This is a genomic window from Ensifer sp. Root1252, from assembly GCF_001425885.1.
Taxonomy (GTDB): domain Bacteria; phylum Pseudomonadota; class Alphaproteobacteria; order Rhizobiales; family Rhizobiaceae; genus Ensifer; species Ensifer canadensis.
In genome coordinates this window covers 1-17,542 of record NZ_LMDT01000011.1, presented here as the reverse complement: position 1 = coordinate 17,542, position 17,542 = coordinate 1, and the positions used below count along the sequence as shown (strand labels likewise).

Below are 17,542 nucleotides of genomic sequence, written 5' to 3'. Positions count from 1 at the left end.
CGGATGAGATCGCGGTTTTGTTCATCCATACGCAGAACAACAAGTGGGGAGGATATGGGAATGATGAAGAAAATAGCATTGCTTTCGACATTGACCGCAGCGTTGCTGGCGGGGGTGGCGTCGGTGCAGGCGGCCGACACGCCGCGGGCCGGCGGAACGGTCAACTTCGTGGCGCCCTATGGGGACAGCTTCTCGACGCTCGACATCCAGGCGTCGCCGCAGACGCAGGACGAGTTCTACGCCAAGGCGATCCATCGCACCCTTTATGATTGGGACGCGGACAAGAACGTTCCGGTGCTGGCGCTTGCGACCGACGTCGACGTCTCCGCCGACAAGCTGGTCTATACCTACAAGCTGCGGCAGGACGCCTATTTCCACAACGGCAAGCAGATGACGGCCGACGACATCATCTCGAGCTTCACCCGCATGGCCGATCCGGCCAAGGCCTATCCGCCCTCGCGCTACATCGCCAACATCAAGGGCGGCGCCGACTACATGGCCGGCAAGGCCGAGGCGATTTCGGGCCTGAAGAAGGTCGATGATTTCACGCTGGAAGTGACGCTGACGGATCCGGTCGATCCGGCGTTCCTGTTCATGCGCAACAACACGGCGATCTACCCCGCCGGCGAAGCCGACAAGGAAGGTTTCGCAAGCCACCCGATCGGCCTCGGGCCCTACAAGTTTGCCGAATATGTGCCCGGCTCGCGCCTGACGGTCGAGAAGTGGGAAAAGTACTATGACAAGGACAAGACCTACGCCGACAAGATCAATATCCTGATCATGGGGGATGCTTCGGCGCGCGATGTCGCCTTCCGCAACAAGGAGATCGACGTCTCCGTCCTCGGGCCATCGCAATACGTCGCCTATCAGGCCGATCCGGAACTGTCCAAGGGCCTTCTCGAAGTCGCAGAAGTCTATACGCGCTATGTCGGCTTCAACCTCGATTTCGAACCGTTCAAGGACAAGCGCGTTCGTCAGGCTTTCAACTACGCCATCAACGCCGACCTGATCATCAAGCGGCTGGCGAAAGACAAGGCCTACCGGGCGAGCGGCTGGCTGCCGACATCGTCGCCGGCCTATGACAAGGATGCCCAGCCCTACGCCTACGACCCGGAAAAGGCAAAGGCGCTGCTGGCTGAGGCCGGTTATGCCGATGGCTTCGATGTCGAACTGACGGCGACGCAGAACGAAAGCTGGGGCCTGACGATCGTCGAGGCGATCATCCCGATGCTGGAAAAAGTCGGTATCCGGGTGAAGGCAAAACCGGTCGAGGCTTCGGTGCTTTCCGAAGTCGTGCCATCAGGCGATTTCCAGTCCTTCATGTGGTCGTCGGAAAGCGGCCCGGACGCCCTGACGGCGATGCAGTGCTTCTACTCCAAGACTTCGCAGGCTGCGTGCAACTATCAGAAGTTCGCAAATGCGGACTTCGACAAGCTGTTCGAAGCCGCCAAGGTTGCCAAGACTGACGAGGAAAAGAACGAGCTGCTGCGCAAGGCCAACAACCTCGTTCAGGAAGAAGCGCCGGTCTGGTTCTTCAACTACAACAAGGCTGTGATGGCCTACCAGCCATGGCTGCATGGGCTGCAGCCAAACTCCGCTGAGCTGGCGATCCAGTCCTATGAAAAGCTCTGGGTGGACGAAACCGTCCCAGCCGGACGTTGATGGAGGCGCCCCGATATCGTCGTCGCGGTATCGGGGGCCTTTCCACTGGTATCTGGCACCTATGCTGCCGATAACGTAAGTCAATGCTTACGATGCGGCAACCCGCCGGAATGATCTGCTCCGAGTGGCCTATCGCTCGGTGGCATGTGCCGGAGGACTATCGCCCGCGCATCCGTTGATGGGCGCCGCGAGGGAGGAAATGAATGCTTCAGTTCGTCGTGCGCCGCATCTTGCAGGTGATCCCGACAGTCATCGCGATATCGCTGTTGATCTTCGTGATCTTCAGCGTGGTGCCGGGCAGCATCGCCACCAGCCTGACAGCCAATGGCAAGGGCGGCGGCGATCCGAAGATCGTCGAAAAGATGACGCGCGAGTTCGGTCTCGACCAACCGCTCTATGTGCGGTTCGGCGCCTATCTCTCCGATCTCGCAAGGTTCGATCTCGGAACATCGTTCCGCAGCCGCCAGCCGGTGGCCCATCTGATCGGCGAGCGCATGGGGCCGACCTTGAAGCTCGCATTCGCGGCGATGGCAATCGCGATGTTCGTCGGGGTGCCGCTCGGTTTCATCGCCGCCTTGAAGCCCGGCAGCATCATCGACACGCTGACGATGATCGGGGCGGTCTCCGGCCTGTCCCTGCCGCAGTTCTGGCTCGGGCTGCTCGGCATGTATCTGTTCGCGCTGACGCTCGGCTGGTTGCCGAGCTTCGGCTACGGTGACGGCGGGCCGATGAACCTGATCCTGCCGGCATTGACGCTCGGCGTGGCGCCGATGGCACTCCTGGCGCGAACGACGCGCGCCGCCGTCCTCGACGTGATGAACGCCGATTTCATCCGCACCGCCCGTGCCAAAGGCATGAACGGCTTTCGCCTCGTCACCTGGCATGTCGTTCGCAACGTGCTTGTGCTGATCATCACCACCATCGGCCTGCAGTTCGGTTCGATGATGGGTCAGGCGGTGGTGGTCGAAAAACTGTTCTCCTGGCCGGGGCTGGGCTCTCTGCTGGTCGACAGCGTCAGCCTGCGCGACATCCCGGTGGTTCAGGGTGCGATCCTCGTCATCGTTCTCTGGTTCCTACTCATCAACACCATCGTCGATATTCTTTACGCGGTCATCGATCCGCGCATCAGCCACGGATAGATCCATGAGAATACGGCTCAATCTCCTCATCGGGGGCGTCCTCTGTCTCGTCATCATCTCAGCGGCGCTGCTCGCGCCCTGGTTGGCACCGACCGATCCCGTGCTCGACGCCGACCTGATGAACGCGGAACTGCCGCCGGACGCGCAGTTCTGGTTCGGCACCGACGCGCAAGGGCGTGACGTTCTCAGCCGCATTCTCTATGGCGCCCGCATTTCGCTTGCCGTCGGCATCGGCTCGCAGGTCATCAACACGCTAATCGGCCTGGCGCTCGGCATTTCGGCCGGCTATTTCGGCGGCTGGTGGGACGATTTCGTCACCGGGCTCACCAACCTGATGCTGGCAATCCCGAGCCTGATCTTCGCGCTCGCCATCATGGCGATCCTTGGGCCTGGCCTTTCCAGCCTGCTGATCGCGCTGGGGCTCACCAACTGGTCATGGACCTGTCGCATCGCGCGAAGCTCGGCGCTGTCACTGAAGAAGCAGGGCTATGTCCAGGCGGCCAAGACGCTCGGCTATGGCGACATCCGCATCATGATCACGCAGATCCTGCCCAACATGATCGGCCCGATCCTGGTGATCGGAACGCTGGGCATGGGCGATGCGATCCTTGCGGAAGCGGCACTCTCCTATCTCGGGTTGGGCATCAAGCCGCCGTTCCCGAGCTGGGGCAACATGCTGACGGATGCGCGCGAACTCATCGTCATCGCACCCTGGGCGGCGATCTTTCCGGGGCTGGCGATCTTCGTCACGGTTCTCGGTCTCAATCTTTTCGGCGACGGTCTACGCGATTGGCTGGACCCGCATATGAGGGCGCGGCAGCTATGACCGAGAACTTGCTGGAGGTCAGCGACCTTCGCCTCGATATTGTATCGGGCAGGGTCAGTCACAACGTCGTCGACAACGTATCCTTTTCGATTGGGCGCGGAGAAGCGTATGGCCTCGTGGGTGAATCGGGCTGCGGCAAGAGCATTACCGCGCTTTCGATCATCGGCCTGCTGCGCGCGCCGCTCGCCGTCACCGGCGGTTCGCTGAAATTCAATGGCCGGGACTTGAGGGAGCTTTCGAAACGCGAGCTTCGGCGGCTTCGGGGCGAGCGCATCGCCATGATTTTCCAGGAACCGATGACCGCGCTCAACCCGTTGTCTCCGGTCGGCCGGCAGATCGCCGAGATGTTTGTCCTGCACAAGGGTGCGACCTGGAAGGAAGCCGAGAAGCTGGCGATCGAGGCACTCGGCAACGTGCAGGTTCCGGCGCCGGAGGAGCGGGTGAAGAACTATCCGCACCAGATGTCCGGCGGCATGCGGCAGCGGGTGATGATCGCCATCGCGCTCGCCTGCAATCCGGACCTGCTGATCGCCGACGAGCCGACGACGGCGCTCGACGTGACGGTGCAGGCGGAGATCCTCAAACTCGTGAAGGAGCTTTGCGCTGCACGCGGCACATCAGTGCTGATGATCAGCCACGATCTGGGCGTGATTGCCAATATGTGCAACCGGGTCGGCATCATGTATGCCGGGCGCCTGGTCGAGGAGAGGCCGGTCGCCGACCTGTTCCTCCATCCGGCCCATCCTTATACCGACGGCCTGTTGCGATCGCTGCCGCATCTGGGCTCGCGCCGGCTGGAAGGGCGCAAGCGCCTTCAGGAGATCGAAGGCACGGTTCCCTCCATCGCCAGTTTTCCGCCGGGCTGTCGCTTTCAGCCGCGTTGCCACAGGGCGACGTCCATCTGCAGCGCCGAAATTCCACCGCCAACCGGCCTCAGCCATGATGGCTTCGTGAAGTGTTTCAACCATGAGTGATAACAACGAACCACTGGTCAGAGTCGACGGCCTGAGCGTGCATTTCCCGGTGCGCAACGGCGTCTTCGGCCGCTCGAAGCGCACTCTGCGCGCGGTCAACGACCTGAGCCTGACGTTGAACCGGAGCGAATGCCTGTCGATCGTCGGCGAATCCGGTTGCGGAAAGTCGACGCTTGCGCTTTCGATCCTCGGACTTCAGGAGCCGACCGCGGGCGAGATCTATTTCGAAGGCCGATCGATCACCGGCAAGGCGCGGCCCTCCCGGCTCGAGCGTGCCGGCATGGCGCAGATGGTGTTTCAGGACCCGTACGCGTCGCTCAACCCCCGTCAGACGATCTACACGTCGCTGGCAGCACCGCTCAGATTGCACGGGATTTCCGACCGCAAGGAGATCGCGCGACGCATCGAAGAGATGATGCAGTTGGTCGGATTGAAACCGGAGCAGGCGGGGCGTTTCCCGCACGAATTTTCCGGCGGCCAGCGCCAGCGCATCGGCATTGCACGCGCTTTGATCCTCAACCCTAAGGTCGTGGTGCTGGACGAGCCGGTGTCGGCGCTCGACGTCTCGATCCGCGCCCAGATCATCAACCTGCTGCTGGAACTCAAGGAGCGGCTGGATCTGTCCTACATCATGATCAGCCATGACCTGAGCGTGGTCGAACATATGAGCGACCGCGTGGCGGTGATGTATTTCGGCCAGATCGTCGAGACCGGCAGCTGGGACCGGGTCTTCAGCGAACCACAGCATCCCTATACCCGCCGCCTGATCGGGGCGATCCTCGATCCGGTCACCGAGCTGACGGGCCAAAGCCCGGTGGATCCTCGTGAAACACCGGAACCGCCGCCGGGCTATGACTACTACCCCAGAGAATTCGGAAAGCATGACGTCTACAGCCTGCCGCCGTCTTCGCAATTGATTGCGCTTCGGGACGACCACAGCGTTCGTCTGATCGCGCGGGGCTGAGCCGGCGCTCGGAATTGCGAACTGGTTTCGATTGGAGGGTAAGAACCGGAGTTTTGGGCGCCGTAGCTCAGGCTACCTTTATGCGCAGGCAACCGGCGTTATCGACGGTCGAGCCTGTGTCAGTTCGAGGAGAAAGCCAATGAGCAAGGAAGAAGACAACAAGGCGGTGGTCAGCAGATGGTTCACAGAGTTTTGGGGTCGCGACGTAGATCTTTCCATCGTCAACGAGATCGCGTCTGCAGACATGCTGTTGAAATATTCCCTGCATGAACCGCGCCGCGGCCATGATGATATCAAAGCCTTCATGACCGATTTCCGTGCCGCGTTCCCGGATCTGAACTTCTGGGGCACGGCCGACCTCATCGCCGAAGGCGACTATGTCGTCGGCCAATGGGAAGGCGGCGGCACCCATACCGGCGCTGCCTTCGACGACTTCCTGGCCGGCAGTCTGCCGGCAGGAAGTGGCCGCAAGATGCGCTTCACGGGGACGACGGTTCTGAAGGTCATCAACGGCAAGATCGTCGAGGCGGTCTCGACGACGGGGTTGCGGCCCTGACGCAACTCGGATTGATGAAAGCGGCCTGATCGATCGGGTGCCACGCCACGCACAGGAAACGGGTGGCGTGGCCCAGCCTTTTTGGCGAAGCTTCTTGGAGCAGCAGATCGCCCGAGTGGTGGTCAATCTTGAGCTTGAAGGCCGCGACCCGGATACCTCCCAGGCGCGACCGGAATGAGGAGCGTCCGACGATGAATATGGCGACGACATTCCCAACCGCAGCTGCCGCGACCAGGGTCCCAGTCGCGCGCGACCCGCGCTGGGTCGCCATCGTCAGCCGCGACAAGGCTTCCGACGGGCATTTCTGGTATTCGGTCACGACCACCGGCGTCTATTGCCGCCCCTCATGCCCTTCACGCATCGCCAATCCCAAGAATGTCCAATTGCACGACACGCTTGAAGGCGCGAAGGCGACGGGCTTTCGCCCGTGTCGGCGGTGCAACCCGGACGGCCCATCCAGCGATGAGGCAAACGCTGCCATCGTCGTTAGGGCTTGCCGGCTGATCGAAGACAGCGATGAAGAGCTGGCCTTGGGCGATCTGGCCGCTGCCGTCGGCAAGAGCCAGAGCTATTTCCATCGGCTGTTCAAGGCAGCGATCGGCTTGACGCCAAAGGACTATGCGGCTGCTCATCGAGCTGCCAAGGTTCGTCGTGGGCTGGAAGCGGGCAACAGCCTAACGGAGGCGATCTATGAAGCGGGCTTCAACTCGAGCGGTCGTTTCTACGAGAACTCGACTGATATTCTCGGCATGACGCCGGCACGCTACCGCGCAGGCGGCGCGGATGAGGAAATCCGATTTGCCGTCGGCCAGACGTCGCTCGGCGCGATCCTCGTCGCATCAAGCCGGAAAGGTGTCGCGTCCATCCTGCTCGGAGACGATCCGGAGGCGCTTGTGCGCGACCTTCAGGACCGTTTTCCGAAGGCGGAGCTGATTGGCGCCGATGCCGACTACGAGGCGCTTGTCGCACAGGTGGTCGGCTTCGTCGAAGCCCCGGGCATCGGCCTCGACCTACCGTTCGATGTTCGCGGGACAGCATTCCAGCAGCGGGTCTGGCAGGCCCTGCAGGAAATTCCGGTCGGCAGGACGGTGTCCTACGCGGAAATTGCCCGTCGCATCGGGCAGCCGAAGGCGGTTCGTGCCGTCGCTGGCGCATGCGCGGCGAATAGCCTCGCCGTTGTCATCCCGTGCCATCGGGTGGTGCGGAATGATGGAGCGCTGTCGGGTTATGCCTGGGGCGTCGAACGCAAGCGCGCCTTGCTCGACCGCGAGGCGGCCCGTGGAGCCGCTTAATGGGTGCCGCCGCGCGGTGTCGCGCCCAAATGGTTATCTTCACGGCGACGAAGCGGTGCGTCGGGCTGCATATCGCCCGCCCGTTCGATGATATCATTTCCGACGTAATGCGGCCCGGGGAGATCCGCCTGTATGAATAGCGTTCGCCAGCCCCTCCAGAATCGCGTGACGCCATTCGGCGACATTATCGCTATCGCGCAGCGCGGCCTGTTCACCGGCAACCGCGGCATCATCCACGACCCCGAGACGAAAACCCTATTGCGGCGGCGGTGGACGTCCAAGGCGTGGCTGATCTGCACCTGCGAATACGGGGATCGCCGGCGCGACGTCATGGCCGGCCGAAGCTGGACCGAGCTTTTCTTCCTCGACGAGGCCGTGGCGCTGGCGGCGGGGCACCGCCCGTGCTTCTTCTGCAGACGGGAGGCCGCTCTAGTCTTCAGAGTCGCCTGGACTGGCGGCTTGATGGCGTCGCCTTCGGCGGGCGAACTCGATGCGGTGCTCCATAGCGAACGAGTTCTACGCGGACAGAAGCGCATCCATCCGTTGCCGTCGCCAGTCAGGGATCTACCAGACGGGACGATGGTGGTGGCATCCGGCTTTGCCTTCACGCTCGCATCCGGGCGCTGTTTCCGCTGGACCGAGGCGGGTTACCTGAGCCCGGAAATGGGCATCATCGCTGAGGGAATTCTGACGCCGCCTTCGACCGTCAGGGTTCTTCGGGCCGGTTACCGCCCTGTCCTTCATCCCGACATCACCAATTTTCTCTCCGGAAAGACGCCATGACTGACCTATTCGCCAAGCTTGCCGTCGAACCGTCACGCGAGAGCATGGCCGAAGGCGCGACGCTGCTTCGCGGCTTTGCGCTGTCGCTTGAGGGGCAAATCCTGCCGGGACTGCGTTCGGTCATTGCTGAGGCACCGTTCCGGCACATGGTGACACCGGGCGGCTACACGATGTCGGTTGCGATGACCAATTGCGGGGCGGCCGGATGGGTCACGGACCGGAGCGGGTACCGCTACGACCGGCTGGACCCGGAGAGCGGCAAGCCGTGGCCGCCGCTGCCATCGTCCTTCCTCGACCTTGCCATCGCGGCGGCGACCGAAGCAGGCTATCCGGATTTCAGACCCGATGCCTGCCTGATCAACCGGTACGAACCGGGCGCACGGCTTTCGCTTCATCAGGACAAGGACGAGCGCGATTTCTCGCACCCCATCGTTTCGGTTTCGCTCGGGCTCCCCGCCACATTCCAGTTTGGCGGACCAAACCGCACCGACCCGATCCGCAAATACGCGCTGCGTCATGGCGATGTCGTCATCTGGGGTGGGCGGTCGCGCCTATTCTATCACGGGGTCACAGAGTTGAAGGACGGCGAACACGAGACCCTTGGCCGCATGCGCATCAACCTGACCTTCCGGCGTGCACGTTAAGGGACCATCGATGTGATGCGGGCGGCGCTGCAGGAGACAAGTCTTTTCGATTTGAAAGCAAGGAGCGGAGTTCGGCCAAGGCGACGCATCTCTAGGGTCGGTGAAGAGAACGGAACGGAACGGAACAAGGAGTTAGTCTCATGAACCTCATCGACAACCGGACGCACACCCCGCGACCGCGGCAAGCCGTCGACGTCGCTAACCGCACAACCGTGGAGTATGGCGTTGCACAAGCAGAGTTGGGCTGTGTTCTGATCGCGCGCAGCGTCGGCGGTGTTTGTGCGATCCTGATCGGTGCTGACGCGGAGCAACTGGAGCGAGATCTTGCGGATCGTTTTCCTGGCCGTGCATTGAACCGGAACGAAGCCGGACTTCGCACCGAGCTGGCGAAGGTCCTTCGCTTCATCGATAACCCTGGCGAGGGAATGGATCTCCCGCTTGCCCTTCGCGGGACAACACTCCAGCGCCGTGTCTGGCAGGCGCTTCGCGCGATCCCGGCGGGGACGACGATCACTTACGCCGAGCTGGCGGTCCGCGTTGGCGCACCGACATCCGCGCGCGCCGTTGCCAACGCCTGCGCCGCCAATGTCATCGCTTTGGCCATTCCATGCCACCGTGTCGTGCGCAGCAGCGGTGAACTCGCCGGCTACCGTTGGGGCATAGAGCGCAAGCGCACGCTGATCGCCAAGGAGGCGATGCTATGAATCCGCGCATTTCAATGGCTATTGCAGATCGGACCGAACAGGCTGTGGAGACGCATGTCGCAGCTTACGATTGGCAGGCGATTTCGGACGCGTTGAACGGCTATGGCTGCGCGGTCATGGAAAAGCTTCTGTCGGCGGACGACTGCCGACGGATTTCGGCGCTCTACAAGGACGAGCAGCATTTCCGCAGCCATATCCACATGGCCAGGCACGGTTTCGGCAAGGGGGAATATCGCTACTTCAAGTATCCGTTGCCGGATCTGCTTGGCGGTCTTCGCACTGCGCTCTATCCGCGCCTCGCCGACGTTGCCAACCAATGGAACGGTCGCATGGGGATCGAGACGAGATATCCGGCGGAGCACCGGGAATTCCTGAGGCAGTGCCACGATGCGGGCCAGACACGGCCAACACCGCTGCTGCTGCAATATGTGCCCGGCGATTTCAATTGCCTGCACCAGGACCTCTATGGTGATCTTGCCTTTCCGATACAGGTCGCGATCCTTCTTTCCGAACCGGGAAAGGATTTCACGGGCGGTGAATTCGTGCTGACGGAGCAGCGTCCGCGCATGCAAAGCCGGGTCGAGGTCGTTCCCCTCCGCCAAGGTGATGCCGTGGCTTTTGCCGTTCACAACCGGCCGGTTCAAGGCACGAAGGGCAATTATCGCGTCAACCTGCGCCATGGCGTCAGCCGTGTCAGGTCAGGCCTGCGCCACACTGTCGGCATCATCTTTCACGACTCAAGATAGCGCGGCTCGCACCGCCGCTTTCATGGCTTGCGGTCAATGTCCCTCGCTTTCGGGTGAGGGGCTTTGTTTGACAACGACTTCCTTCCGCCTATTTGCCAAGCCTGCAGACAGGAGGAACTCGATGTTCAAAACGACCGTTCTTGCCGGCTTTCTCGCGCTCGTTTCCTTGGCCAATTCCTGGGCGGCGAACGCGGGCACGGTGCTCGAAGGGCAAAAGATGCCCAGCAGGATTCTCGGCAAGGATGTCGAATATACCGTCTATCTCCCGCCGAAATACGAGGCCGGGAACCGCTCCTACCCCGTCATCTATCTCATGCATGGCGGGGGCAAAGGCAAAAATACCGACTGGTATCGTTTCGGCGGAGCCGACCGGGTGTTCGACCGGATGATCGAAAGCGGGGAGGTGCCGGCCTTCATCGCAGTCACGCCGGAAGGGCGCCGGGACAAGGAGAACAGATTCAACACCTACTACATGAACGACGCTGACGGCGGTTACCGCTGGCAGGACATGTTCCTTCAGGAGTTCGTAACCTACATCGACCACACCTACCGGACGGTGCCGGAGAAGGAAGGGCGCGGGATTCTCGGCCTTTCCATGGGCGGCTATGCGGCCATCGCCTTCTCATTCAAACGGCCTGAGATGTTCTCCGCCGCTGCGGCGCTGAGCGCGGCCTTTCGAACAGACGGTCAGGTCGTCGAGATGGACCAGTCGGGATACGATCGTCGCTATGGCAAAGCCTGGGGGCTGGGGCTTGCCGGCAAGGGCCGTTTGAATGCCGCCTATCACGACAACAGCGTGCTCGATCTGGTCGAGACGATCCCTGCCGAGCAAATCGGCAAGACAGCGCTCTATATGGATTGCGGTTCGAGTGACGATTTCTTCGCTGGCAACTCCGAGCTCCATTTGAAGCTTCAAAAGCTTGGCGTGGAGCACCGCTTCATCGCACGGGAGGGCGGCCATGACTGGGCCTATTGGCGCAGCGGTTTGCCCGAAGCGCTGAGCTTCGTCGGCGCCAGCTTCCGAAACGGCTAGGGCATCGGGCGCACAACCCCCTGCGGCTTGGCACTGTGACACGCCTATGCGTCGGATGGGATGTGTTTTCGCAGGAACACGCTTGCCGCGTGATAAACTTGATTATAGAAGACAAGTATTGGCGCACGACACCCGACCGACCCGTTGGCACTCCACGAAGTTATGCAGTATGTCCCTGAAAACGCGTGGCCACAGCCGCCGCATTGCAGTTCGCTGACGAGGGCGGAATGGTGGCGTTTGGCAGAACCTTTGAGGACGCTGTTGCTTGGAGAGGGCGGACGATGCGTCCGAGCATAGATGAAATAGTATCGGTCCTCGGGCGGCTGGAAATCCTGTCGGCGGAAGTCATCGACACCGGGCAGAACAATCATGTGCTCGACACCGGGCAATTGATCATTCGGGTTCCACGGCATGACGGCGCGTGTCGTGATCTCCTGCGGGAAACGAAGGTCCTTGCGGCTCTTGCCGGGCGGCTGCCGCTGCCCGTTCCGGCCGCAAGCGTTGTGACCCTTGCCTCGGACATTGTCGCGACGCACACGAAATTGCCGGCACGCCTTTGCTGGATCTCGCCGGCATGAGCGACACCCGGCGACAACAGCTGGCGTCGGCACTCGCCGGCTTCCTCCGGGCTCTGCATGCGCTGCCGCTCGATACTCTCGGCGTGCGGAACGAAGCGCATGATCCCCTGACGGAATGGCGCGACCTTTTTTCTGATGTTGTCGAAAAGGTTCTGCCGCTCGTGCCGGCCGACATTGCCATCGCAATTCGAGGTAATTTCGAACGGTTTCTTTCGGCTGACAGCGAACAACTCGCCACGGCGATCATTCATGGTGACATTGGCACGGGAAACATTCTCGTCGACGACGGCCAGGTCTCCGGCGTTATCGACTTTGCGGGATGCTCGATCGGCGACCCTGCTCATGACCTCGCCAGCCTTTCCGCCGGCCTGGGCGACGATTTCCTCGCGCTCATGCACCCATACTATCCCGGGATAGATGCGATGCAGGACCAGATCCGCTTCTATCGCAGCACCTTCCCGCTGCTGGACGTCCTCTTCGGCCTCGAGCATGGTGACGATGTGGCGCTGAACGCGGGGCTCGAGGCACTAAGACGCGGCTAGTACCCGCGCTTGATATCGATGGCTGCGGGCAGTGCGCCGGTCGCATAATACCGATTGATATTATCAGCGACGATCACGGCGGCCGTGTTCCTGTCGGTCGGCGCGGAAATGTGCGGCAATACCGTCACGCTGTCATGCCGCCAATAGGGCGACGTGGGTGGCAAAGGCTCGGCGTCGAAAACATCGAGCACCGCATGCGCGATATGCCCAGCGTCCAACGCCGCGATCAGGTCGACGTCGACGATGATCGGCCCGCGGGAAAAATTGATGAGGCGCGCGCCGGTTTTCATGGATGAGAGGCGACGGGCATCGAGCAGGCCGCGGGTCTCTGATGTCAGCGGTAACAGGCTGACGACTATGTCGCTTGTCCGCAAGAGCCGATCGAGGCCGCTCTCGGCGCTGACCATATCGACGCCGTCTATCTGCTGCGGCGACCGTGCCCAGCCCGTAACCCGGAAGCCGGCTGCCGTCAGTTTTCCTGCCGCTGCTTTTCCGAGAAGCCCCATGCCCAGGATCCCGACCGTGAGATCGCCTGGCCGGCGGTACGGATGCTGCCGCCAGATTGCCGCCGCCTGCTGCCTGCGGTAGGCGGGCATGTCGCGGTGAAGATAATAGGTCCAGGCAAGGATCGCTTCCGCCATGACCCGAGCCAGCTCGGGGTCTTCAAGCCTGACGATCGGGGGCGCTGCCTGGCCGAGCTCGGCGACCAGTCGCTCTACCCCTGCCCAAAGACTGTGTATCCACTTGAGATTGGGTAGGGCCGCCACGTGCCCAGGATCGGGATTGGCAACGATGGCGATTTCGGCGGCGTCGCGCTGCGCATCGTCCATCTCGTGGAAGTGCACGATTTCGCTCTCCGGCAACAGCCTGGCCAGGATGGCCACCCAGGCCTGTTCGTCGGCGCGGTCGATGCGCGTCACCAAGGCGATAGGCTTCTTCACATCCGCCTCCGGTGTCAGCGTGCAAACAGGCTGTCGAAATCGGCAAACCCCTTGACCTCGATGGGATTGCCGCTCGGATCGAGGAAGAACATCGTCCGCTGCTCGCCGGGCTCGCCTTCGAAACGCACGACCGGCGGAATGTCGAAGCGCACGCCCTTTTGTTCCAGGCGCTCGGCCAGCACGAACCAATCCGCCAAGCGCAGCACCACGCCCATATGCGGCATCAGTACGAGGTGGTTGCCGACCTTGCCGGTCCGCGTGACTTCGAACGGCTTGCCCAGATGCAGCGACAGTTGATGCCCAAAGAAATCGAAATCGACCCAGGTATCCGTGCTGCGCCCTTCCTCGCAACCAAGCACGTCGCCGTAGAACCTGCGGGCCTCATCGAGATCGGTGACGTGAAAGGCGAGATGGAAAAGCGACTTCATCTGGAACTCCTGTGTCTCCGGTTGACACAGGGATAGCGTCTTGAGAGGCTAAGAAAAACTAGGTAATTCTTTCTCTGAGAATAAGGATTCATGGTGGATATTCGCTTCCTGCAAAGCCTAGTCGCCACGGTGGAAACGGGGTCCATCGCAGCCGCTGCACGCCGGGAAAAGTTGACGCCGGCCGCCGTCAGCCAGCGCATTCAATCGCTCGAACGGGCCCTTGGGTGCATTTTGCTTGCCCGCGGCGCCCATTCGGCCCAGCCGACGGAGGCCTGTCTTTCGCTGTTGCCGCGGGCGCGTCTCTTAATCCGGGAAGTCGAAAACCTCAGATACGACGTTGCAGGCGGCGGTCTTGCCGCCGAGTTGAAAATCGGGGCGATCTCGACGGCGCTGACAGGCATCTTCCCTGAGGTTCTGGACGAACTCTCCCGTCGGGCGCCGAGCCTGAAGCTGATACTGCGCCCCGGTTCGTCGCTGCAGCTCTACGAACAGTTGCTTGCAGGCGAGCTCGATGCCGCGGTTCTGGTTGAACCGCCATTCTTGCTGCCAAAGGGATTGGCGGCATATGTCATTCGCCGCGAACCGCTTGTGTTCATCAGCAGGGATGCGACGGAACCTGACGATATCGCTGAGCAAATCCGGCAGGCGCCGTTCATCCGCTACGATCCGGGATCCTGGGGCGGGCGGCTGTCGTCACAATATCTCGCCGATGCCGGGCTTGATCCGGACATTCGTTGCGACATGGACGCGCTCGAAACCATAGCCATGCTCGTGGCCAACGGGATGGGAAACTCCGTCGTTCCGGCCTGGCAGGGCCTGGGACGGGACGGATTTTGCCTGGTCGAGGTACCCGATGCCGCCTCGTACGAGCGCAGGATTGTTTTCCTGCATCAGCGCGTGCCAAGTCGCCCCACGCCGCTTGCGCTACTGAAGGAGATTCTATCGCAGGGTTTTACAGGTTGATTGGCATCGCTCCAAGAACGCCGGGTGGGTGTCGCGTCTCGTGTGGACGCGACGCCCATTGGGCCTAGCTGAGCAGGAAGGTGGTTAGGGGCAACTGAAGTGCGGCGGCGATCCGACGGAGCTTGGCCGGATCGGTGTCGACACCAAGCTCGATGTTGGTGATTTCGATGTCGGTCAGCCCGCAGGTGAGCGCAAGTTCGTCAACGCTGTAGCCGATCGCTTGACGGGAACGTCTGACGGTATCGCCGATATCGACATGGGCCAAAGCGCCCGTGGTGGAGGCATCAAGATTGTTTATCGAAACAGTCATGAAGTGGTCCTTCGGTTGTGCGCGAAGAGCGAGGCTTTTCGCGTGAAGGCGGCATGCAGCCAAGAAAAACTCGGCCAAAAACAGGCGCCGAGTGCAGTGCAATATAAGTCCAAAAGATGGCAGCGCAAGGCTTGTTGCCAATCACGGCCATGGGGCCGCCTTGATTGGCAACATTAGGATCCATGGTGAGACGAAGGCCGGGGTGTCCTTTGGATACGGGCCCGTCAGGCCGGTCGCCCGATTAAGGCAACGGCTGGCGGGCCTATGTTACTCGCCTGGAGAAAGCAGGTTTTAAGAGCGGGTGCGCAGCTCATCGACCAGCACGCGCATGTTTTCGGAATAGTCGATCGGCACATCGACGAGATGCACGCCGCCGCCGGTAAAGGCAGCCTCGAGCGTCGGCACCAGCATGTCCGCGCTCGAGACCCGCGAGCCCGTCGCACCATAGGCTTCCGCGTAGCGCACGAAGTCCGGATTGCCGAATGTCAGGCCGAAATCCGGGAAATCGTCAACGGCCTGCTTCCAGCGGATCATGCCATAGGCACTGTCGTTGAGGATGACGACCACCAGATTGAGGCCGAGGCGAACGGCGGTCTCCATCTCCTGGGAGTTCATCATGAAGCCGCCGTCGCCGCACACCGCCATGACGCGGCGCTCGGGATAGAGCATCGCCGCCATCATTGCAGAAGGCAGGCCGGCGCCCATGGTGGCGAGCGCATTGTCGAGCAACAGCGTGTTGGCGACATGGGTGCGGTAGTGCCGGGCAAACCAGATCTTGTACATGCCGTTGTCGAGGCAGACGACACCGTCTTCCGGCATCACCTTGCGCACGTCATGGACGATACGTTGCGGCGTCACCGGGAACCGGTCTTCGTCTGCGCCTTCGTTGAGCTTGTCGAGAATGGTCTGGCGCAGGCTGAGCAGCAGCGGTTCCGGATCGAGCTTGCCACCGAGCCGATCGGCGATCGCGGTCACCGTCGTGCCGATGTCGCCGATCACTTCTGCGTCGGGATGATAGACCTGCTCGACATTGGCCGAGCTGTAGCCGATGTGGAGAACCTTCGGCCCGCCTTCGCTGCGCATCAGGAAGGGTGGCTTTTCCACTGTGTCGTGACCGACGGAAATGATCAGGTCCGCCTGATCGATGGCATCATGCACATAGTCGCGCTCGGAAAGAGCGGCCGTGCCGACATAGAGGTTGGAGCCGCCGTTGACCGCGCCCTTGCCCATCTGGGTGTTGAAGAAGGGGATGCGCATCCGGCGGACAAAGGCGGAGAGCGCATCCACGAGCCGCGGGCGGCTGCTGGCCGCGCCGATCATGATCAGCGGCCGCTTGGCCGCAAGGATGATCTCAACCGCCCGGTCGATGGCAGCAGACGGCGCCACCGGCCGGTCGAGCGGGTGAACCGGAATGATCGGCGCCTCACCGATGGTTTCGCCGGCGACATCCTCCGGCAATTCAAGGTGCACCGCACCGGGCCGCTCTTCCATGGCCACGCGAAAAGCGTCGCGAACGGCGGCCGGAATGCTGCCGACGCTGACGATCTGTCGCGTCATCTTGGTCAAGGGCCGCATCGAGGCAACGACATCGACGATCTGGAAGCGGGCCTGGCGGGCCGTCTTGATCGGCTTTTGCCCCGTGATCAGGATCATCGGCATGGCGCCGAGATTGGCATAGGCGGCGCCGGTCGAAAAATTGAGGGCGCCGGGGCCGAGCGTCGCCATGCAGACACCCGGCCTGCCGGTCAGGCGCCCATGCGTCGCGGCCATGAAGGCTGCGGCCTGTTCGTGCCGGGTCAAAACCAGCTTGATGCGGGATTTACGCAGCGACTCCACCACATGCAGGTTTTCCTCTCCGGGCACGCCGAAGATGCAGTCGACCCCTTCGTTCTCCAATGCAGCAATCAGAACGTCGGAACCTTTCATCATCTTTCGAACCCTTTCAGCGAGTGTCGCAATGTGTATCGTTCGTGGAGCGTTGGCCCGGCGATTGCCTGGGGCGGCGGACCGGGATCGCCGCTCTCGAACAGTATCGTCCTCGATTGCAGACGCAACCGCATTTCGCGTCGTGTTTGAGCCTCGGCGGCCACCGATCTGCCCGCTGCAAACCGGGGGACTGGTCGTCCTGATGCCCCTGGCTTTGCATCAGCGGGTGACGATTTGGCTCCGGTTGCCGCAGGAAGCCCGGAAATCCGGTATTTTCGCCCAGGCGATACCGCCCATCTCGCCCTGTTGATAACTCTCGCTTCCAATTCGTGTGTATTTTCAATGTGTTGTTCGATCTTGTCGATTTTTTGCGATTGCCTGTTGACGTGTTCGGTGAGTGGGGTCTATAAGCCCGATCACTGAACGAGGGCGGCGGCGCTGCTGGCGACGATGTCCTTCGTTTTAAGGTTTCCTTGATTGGCGGATGCTGATTGGTCGGGACGCGAGTTTCGGCGGGAAGTTTTGACGGTT

The 17,542-nt window shown here is 61.7% G+C and carries 18 protein-coding genes and 1 pseudogene; 15 read left to right on the top strand and 4 right to left on the bottom strand.

What is annotated here, in order from left to right:
* The first annotated feature begins 63 nt into the window (after positions 1-63).
* From ASD02_RS12115 to ASD02_RS12050, 14 genes and pseudogenes are all read left to right on the top strand, one after another.
* A complete protein-coding gene (locus tag ASD02_RS12115) occupies positions 64-1,662 on the top strand; it encodes an ABC transporter substrate-binding protein (RefSeq protein ID WP_082555535.1) in 1,599 nt (532 codons plus the stop codon).
* A gap of 203 nt (positions 1,663-1,865) precedes the next feature.
* A complete protein-coding gene (locus ASD02_RS12110) occupies positions 1,866-2,801 on the top strand; it encodes an ABC transporter permease (protein WP_057213231.1) in 936 nt (311 codons plus the stop codon).
* Positions 2,802-2,805: 4 nt separating this feature from the next.
* Positions 2,806-3,627, top strand: a complete 822-nt coding sequence (locus ASD02_RS12105; RefSeq protein ID WP_057213230.1) for an ABC transporter permease — start codon at positions 2,806-2,808, stop codon at positions 3,625-3,627.
* A complete protein-coding gene (locus ASD02_RS12100) occupies positions 3,624-4,601 on the top strand; it encodes an ABC transporter ATP-binding protein (RefSeq protein ID WP_057213228.1) in 978 nt (325 codons plus the stop codon). The genes ASD02_RS12105 and ASD02_RS12100 overlap by 4 nt, the downstream gene beginning before the upstream one ends.
* A complete protein-coding gene (locus ASD02_RS12095; RefSeq protein ID WP_057213226.1) occupies positions 4,594-5,565 on the top strand; it encodes an ATP-binding cassette domain-containing protein in 972 nt (323 codons plus the stop codon). The genes ASD02_RS12100 and ASD02_RS12095 overlap by 8 nt, the downstream gene beginning before the upstream one ends.
* Before the next feature lie 139 nt (positions 5,566-5,704).
* Positions 5,705-6,150 (top strand): annotated as a pseudogene (locus ASD02_RS12090) (ester cyclase).
* 168 nt (positions 6,151-6,318) lie between these two features.
* A complete protein-coding gene (ada, locus tag ASD02_RS12085) occupies positions 6,319-7,413 on the top strand; it encodes a bifunctional DNA-binding transcriptional regulator/O6-methylguanine-DNA methyltransferase Ada (RefSeq protein WP_057213335.1) in 1,095 nt (364 codons plus the stop codon).
* Positions 7,414-7,545: 132 nt separating this feature from the next.
* A complete protein-coding gene (locus tag ASD02_RS12080; RefSeq protein WP_025429958.1) occupies positions 7,546-8,196 on the top strand; it encodes a hypothetical protein in 651 nt (216 codons plus the stop codon).
* Positions 8,193-8,840, top strand: a complete 648-nt coding sequence (gene alkB, locus ASD02_RS12075; protein WP_025429959.1) for a DNA oxidative demethylase AlkB — start codon at positions 8,193-8,195, stop codon at positions 8,838-8,840. The genes ASD02_RS12080 and alkB overlap by 4 nt, the downstream gene beginning before the upstream one ends.
* A 140-nt stretch (positions 8,841-8,980) precedes the next feature.
* The gene (locus ASD02_RS12070) at positions 8,981-9,544 is read left to right on the top strand and encodes a methylated-DNA--[protein]-cysteine S-methyltransferase (RefSeq protein WP_082555528.1); all 564 of its coding nucleotides are present in this window, start codon (positions 8,981-8,983) and stop codon (positions 9,542-9,544) included.
* Positions 9,541-10,290: a 2OG-Fe(II) oxygenase gene (locus ASD02_RS12065; protein ID WP_200951687.1), complete on the top strand. Its 750-nt coding sequence runs from the start codon at positions 9,541-9,543 to the stop codon at positions 10,288-10,290. The genes ASD02_RS12070 and ASD02_RS12065 overlap by 4 nt, the downstream gene beginning before the upstream one ends.
* Before the next feature lie 121 nt (positions 10,291-10,411).
* Complete coding sequence (locus ASD02_RS12060; protein ID WP_025429962.1) at positions 10,412-11,323, top strand: alpha/beta hydrolase-fold protein; 912 nt, start codon at positions 10,412-10,414, stop codon at positions 11,321-11,323.
* A gap of 281 nt (positions 11,324-11,604) precedes the next feature.
* Positions 11,605-11,901 (top strand): hypothetical protein, encoded by a 297-nt coding sequence (locus ASD02_RS12055; RefSeq protein ID WP_057213224.1) that lies wholly within the window; start codon positions 11,605-11,607, stop codon positions 11,899-11,901.
* Positions 11,898-12,443: a phosphotransferase gene (locus ASD02_RS12050; protein WP_156407927.1), complete on the top strand. Its 546-nt coding sequence runs from the start codon at positions 11,898-11,900 to the stop codon at positions 12,441-12,443. Before ASD02_RS12055 ends, ASD02_RS12050 begins: the two co-directional genes overlap by 4 nt.
* Here the strand turns inward: ASD02_RS12050 and ASD02_RS12045 are convergent.
* Both ASD02_RS12045 and ASD02_RS12040 read right to left on the bottom strand, forming a co-directional pair.
* Positions 12,440-13,384 (bottom strand): glyoxylate/hydroxypyruvate reductase A, encoded by a 945-nt coding sequence (locus ASD02_RS12045; RefSeq protein ID WP_057213219.1) that lies wholly within the window; start codon positions 13,382-13,384, stop codon positions 12,440-12,442. The genes ASD02_RS12050 and ASD02_RS12045 overlap by 4 nt on opposite strands.
* Before the next feature lie 14 nt (positions 13,385-13,398).
* Entirely contained in the window at positions 13,399-13,812 is a 414-nt protein-coding gene (locus ASD02_RS12040; RefSeq protein ID WP_025429966.1) for a VOC family protein, read from the bottom strand.
* Positions 13,813-13,902: 90 nt separating this feature from the next.
* Between ASD02_RS12040 and ASD02_RS12035 the strand changes: the two genes are divergently transcribed.
* Positions 13,903-14,775: a LysR family transcriptional regulator gene (locus ASD02_RS12035; protein WP_198956875.1), complete on the top strand. Its 873-nt coding sequence runs from the start codon at positions 13,903-13,905 to the stop codon at positions 14,773-14,775.
* A 64-nt stretch (positions 14,776-14,839) separates the two neighbouring features.
* Here the strand turns inward: ASD02_RS12035 and ASD02_RS12030 are convergent, their stop codons facing one another.
* The gene (locus tag ASD02_RS12030) at positions 14,840-15,085 is read right to left on the bottom strand and encodes a helix-turn-helix domain-containing protein (protein WP_025429968.1); all 246 of its coding nucleotides are present in this window, start codon (positions 15,083-15,085) and stop codon (positions 14,840-14,842) included.
* Positions 15,086-15,376: 291 nt separating this feature from the next.
* Positions 15,377-17,014 carry an acetolactate synthase large subunit gene (locus ASD02_RS12025; protein ID WP_057213218.1) on the bottom strand — a complete coding sequence of 546 codons (1,638 nt, stop codon included), beginning with the start codon at positions 17,012-17,014 and terminating at the stop codon, positions 15,377-15,379.
* Between the last annotated feature and the right edge of the window lie 528 nt (positions 17,015-17,542).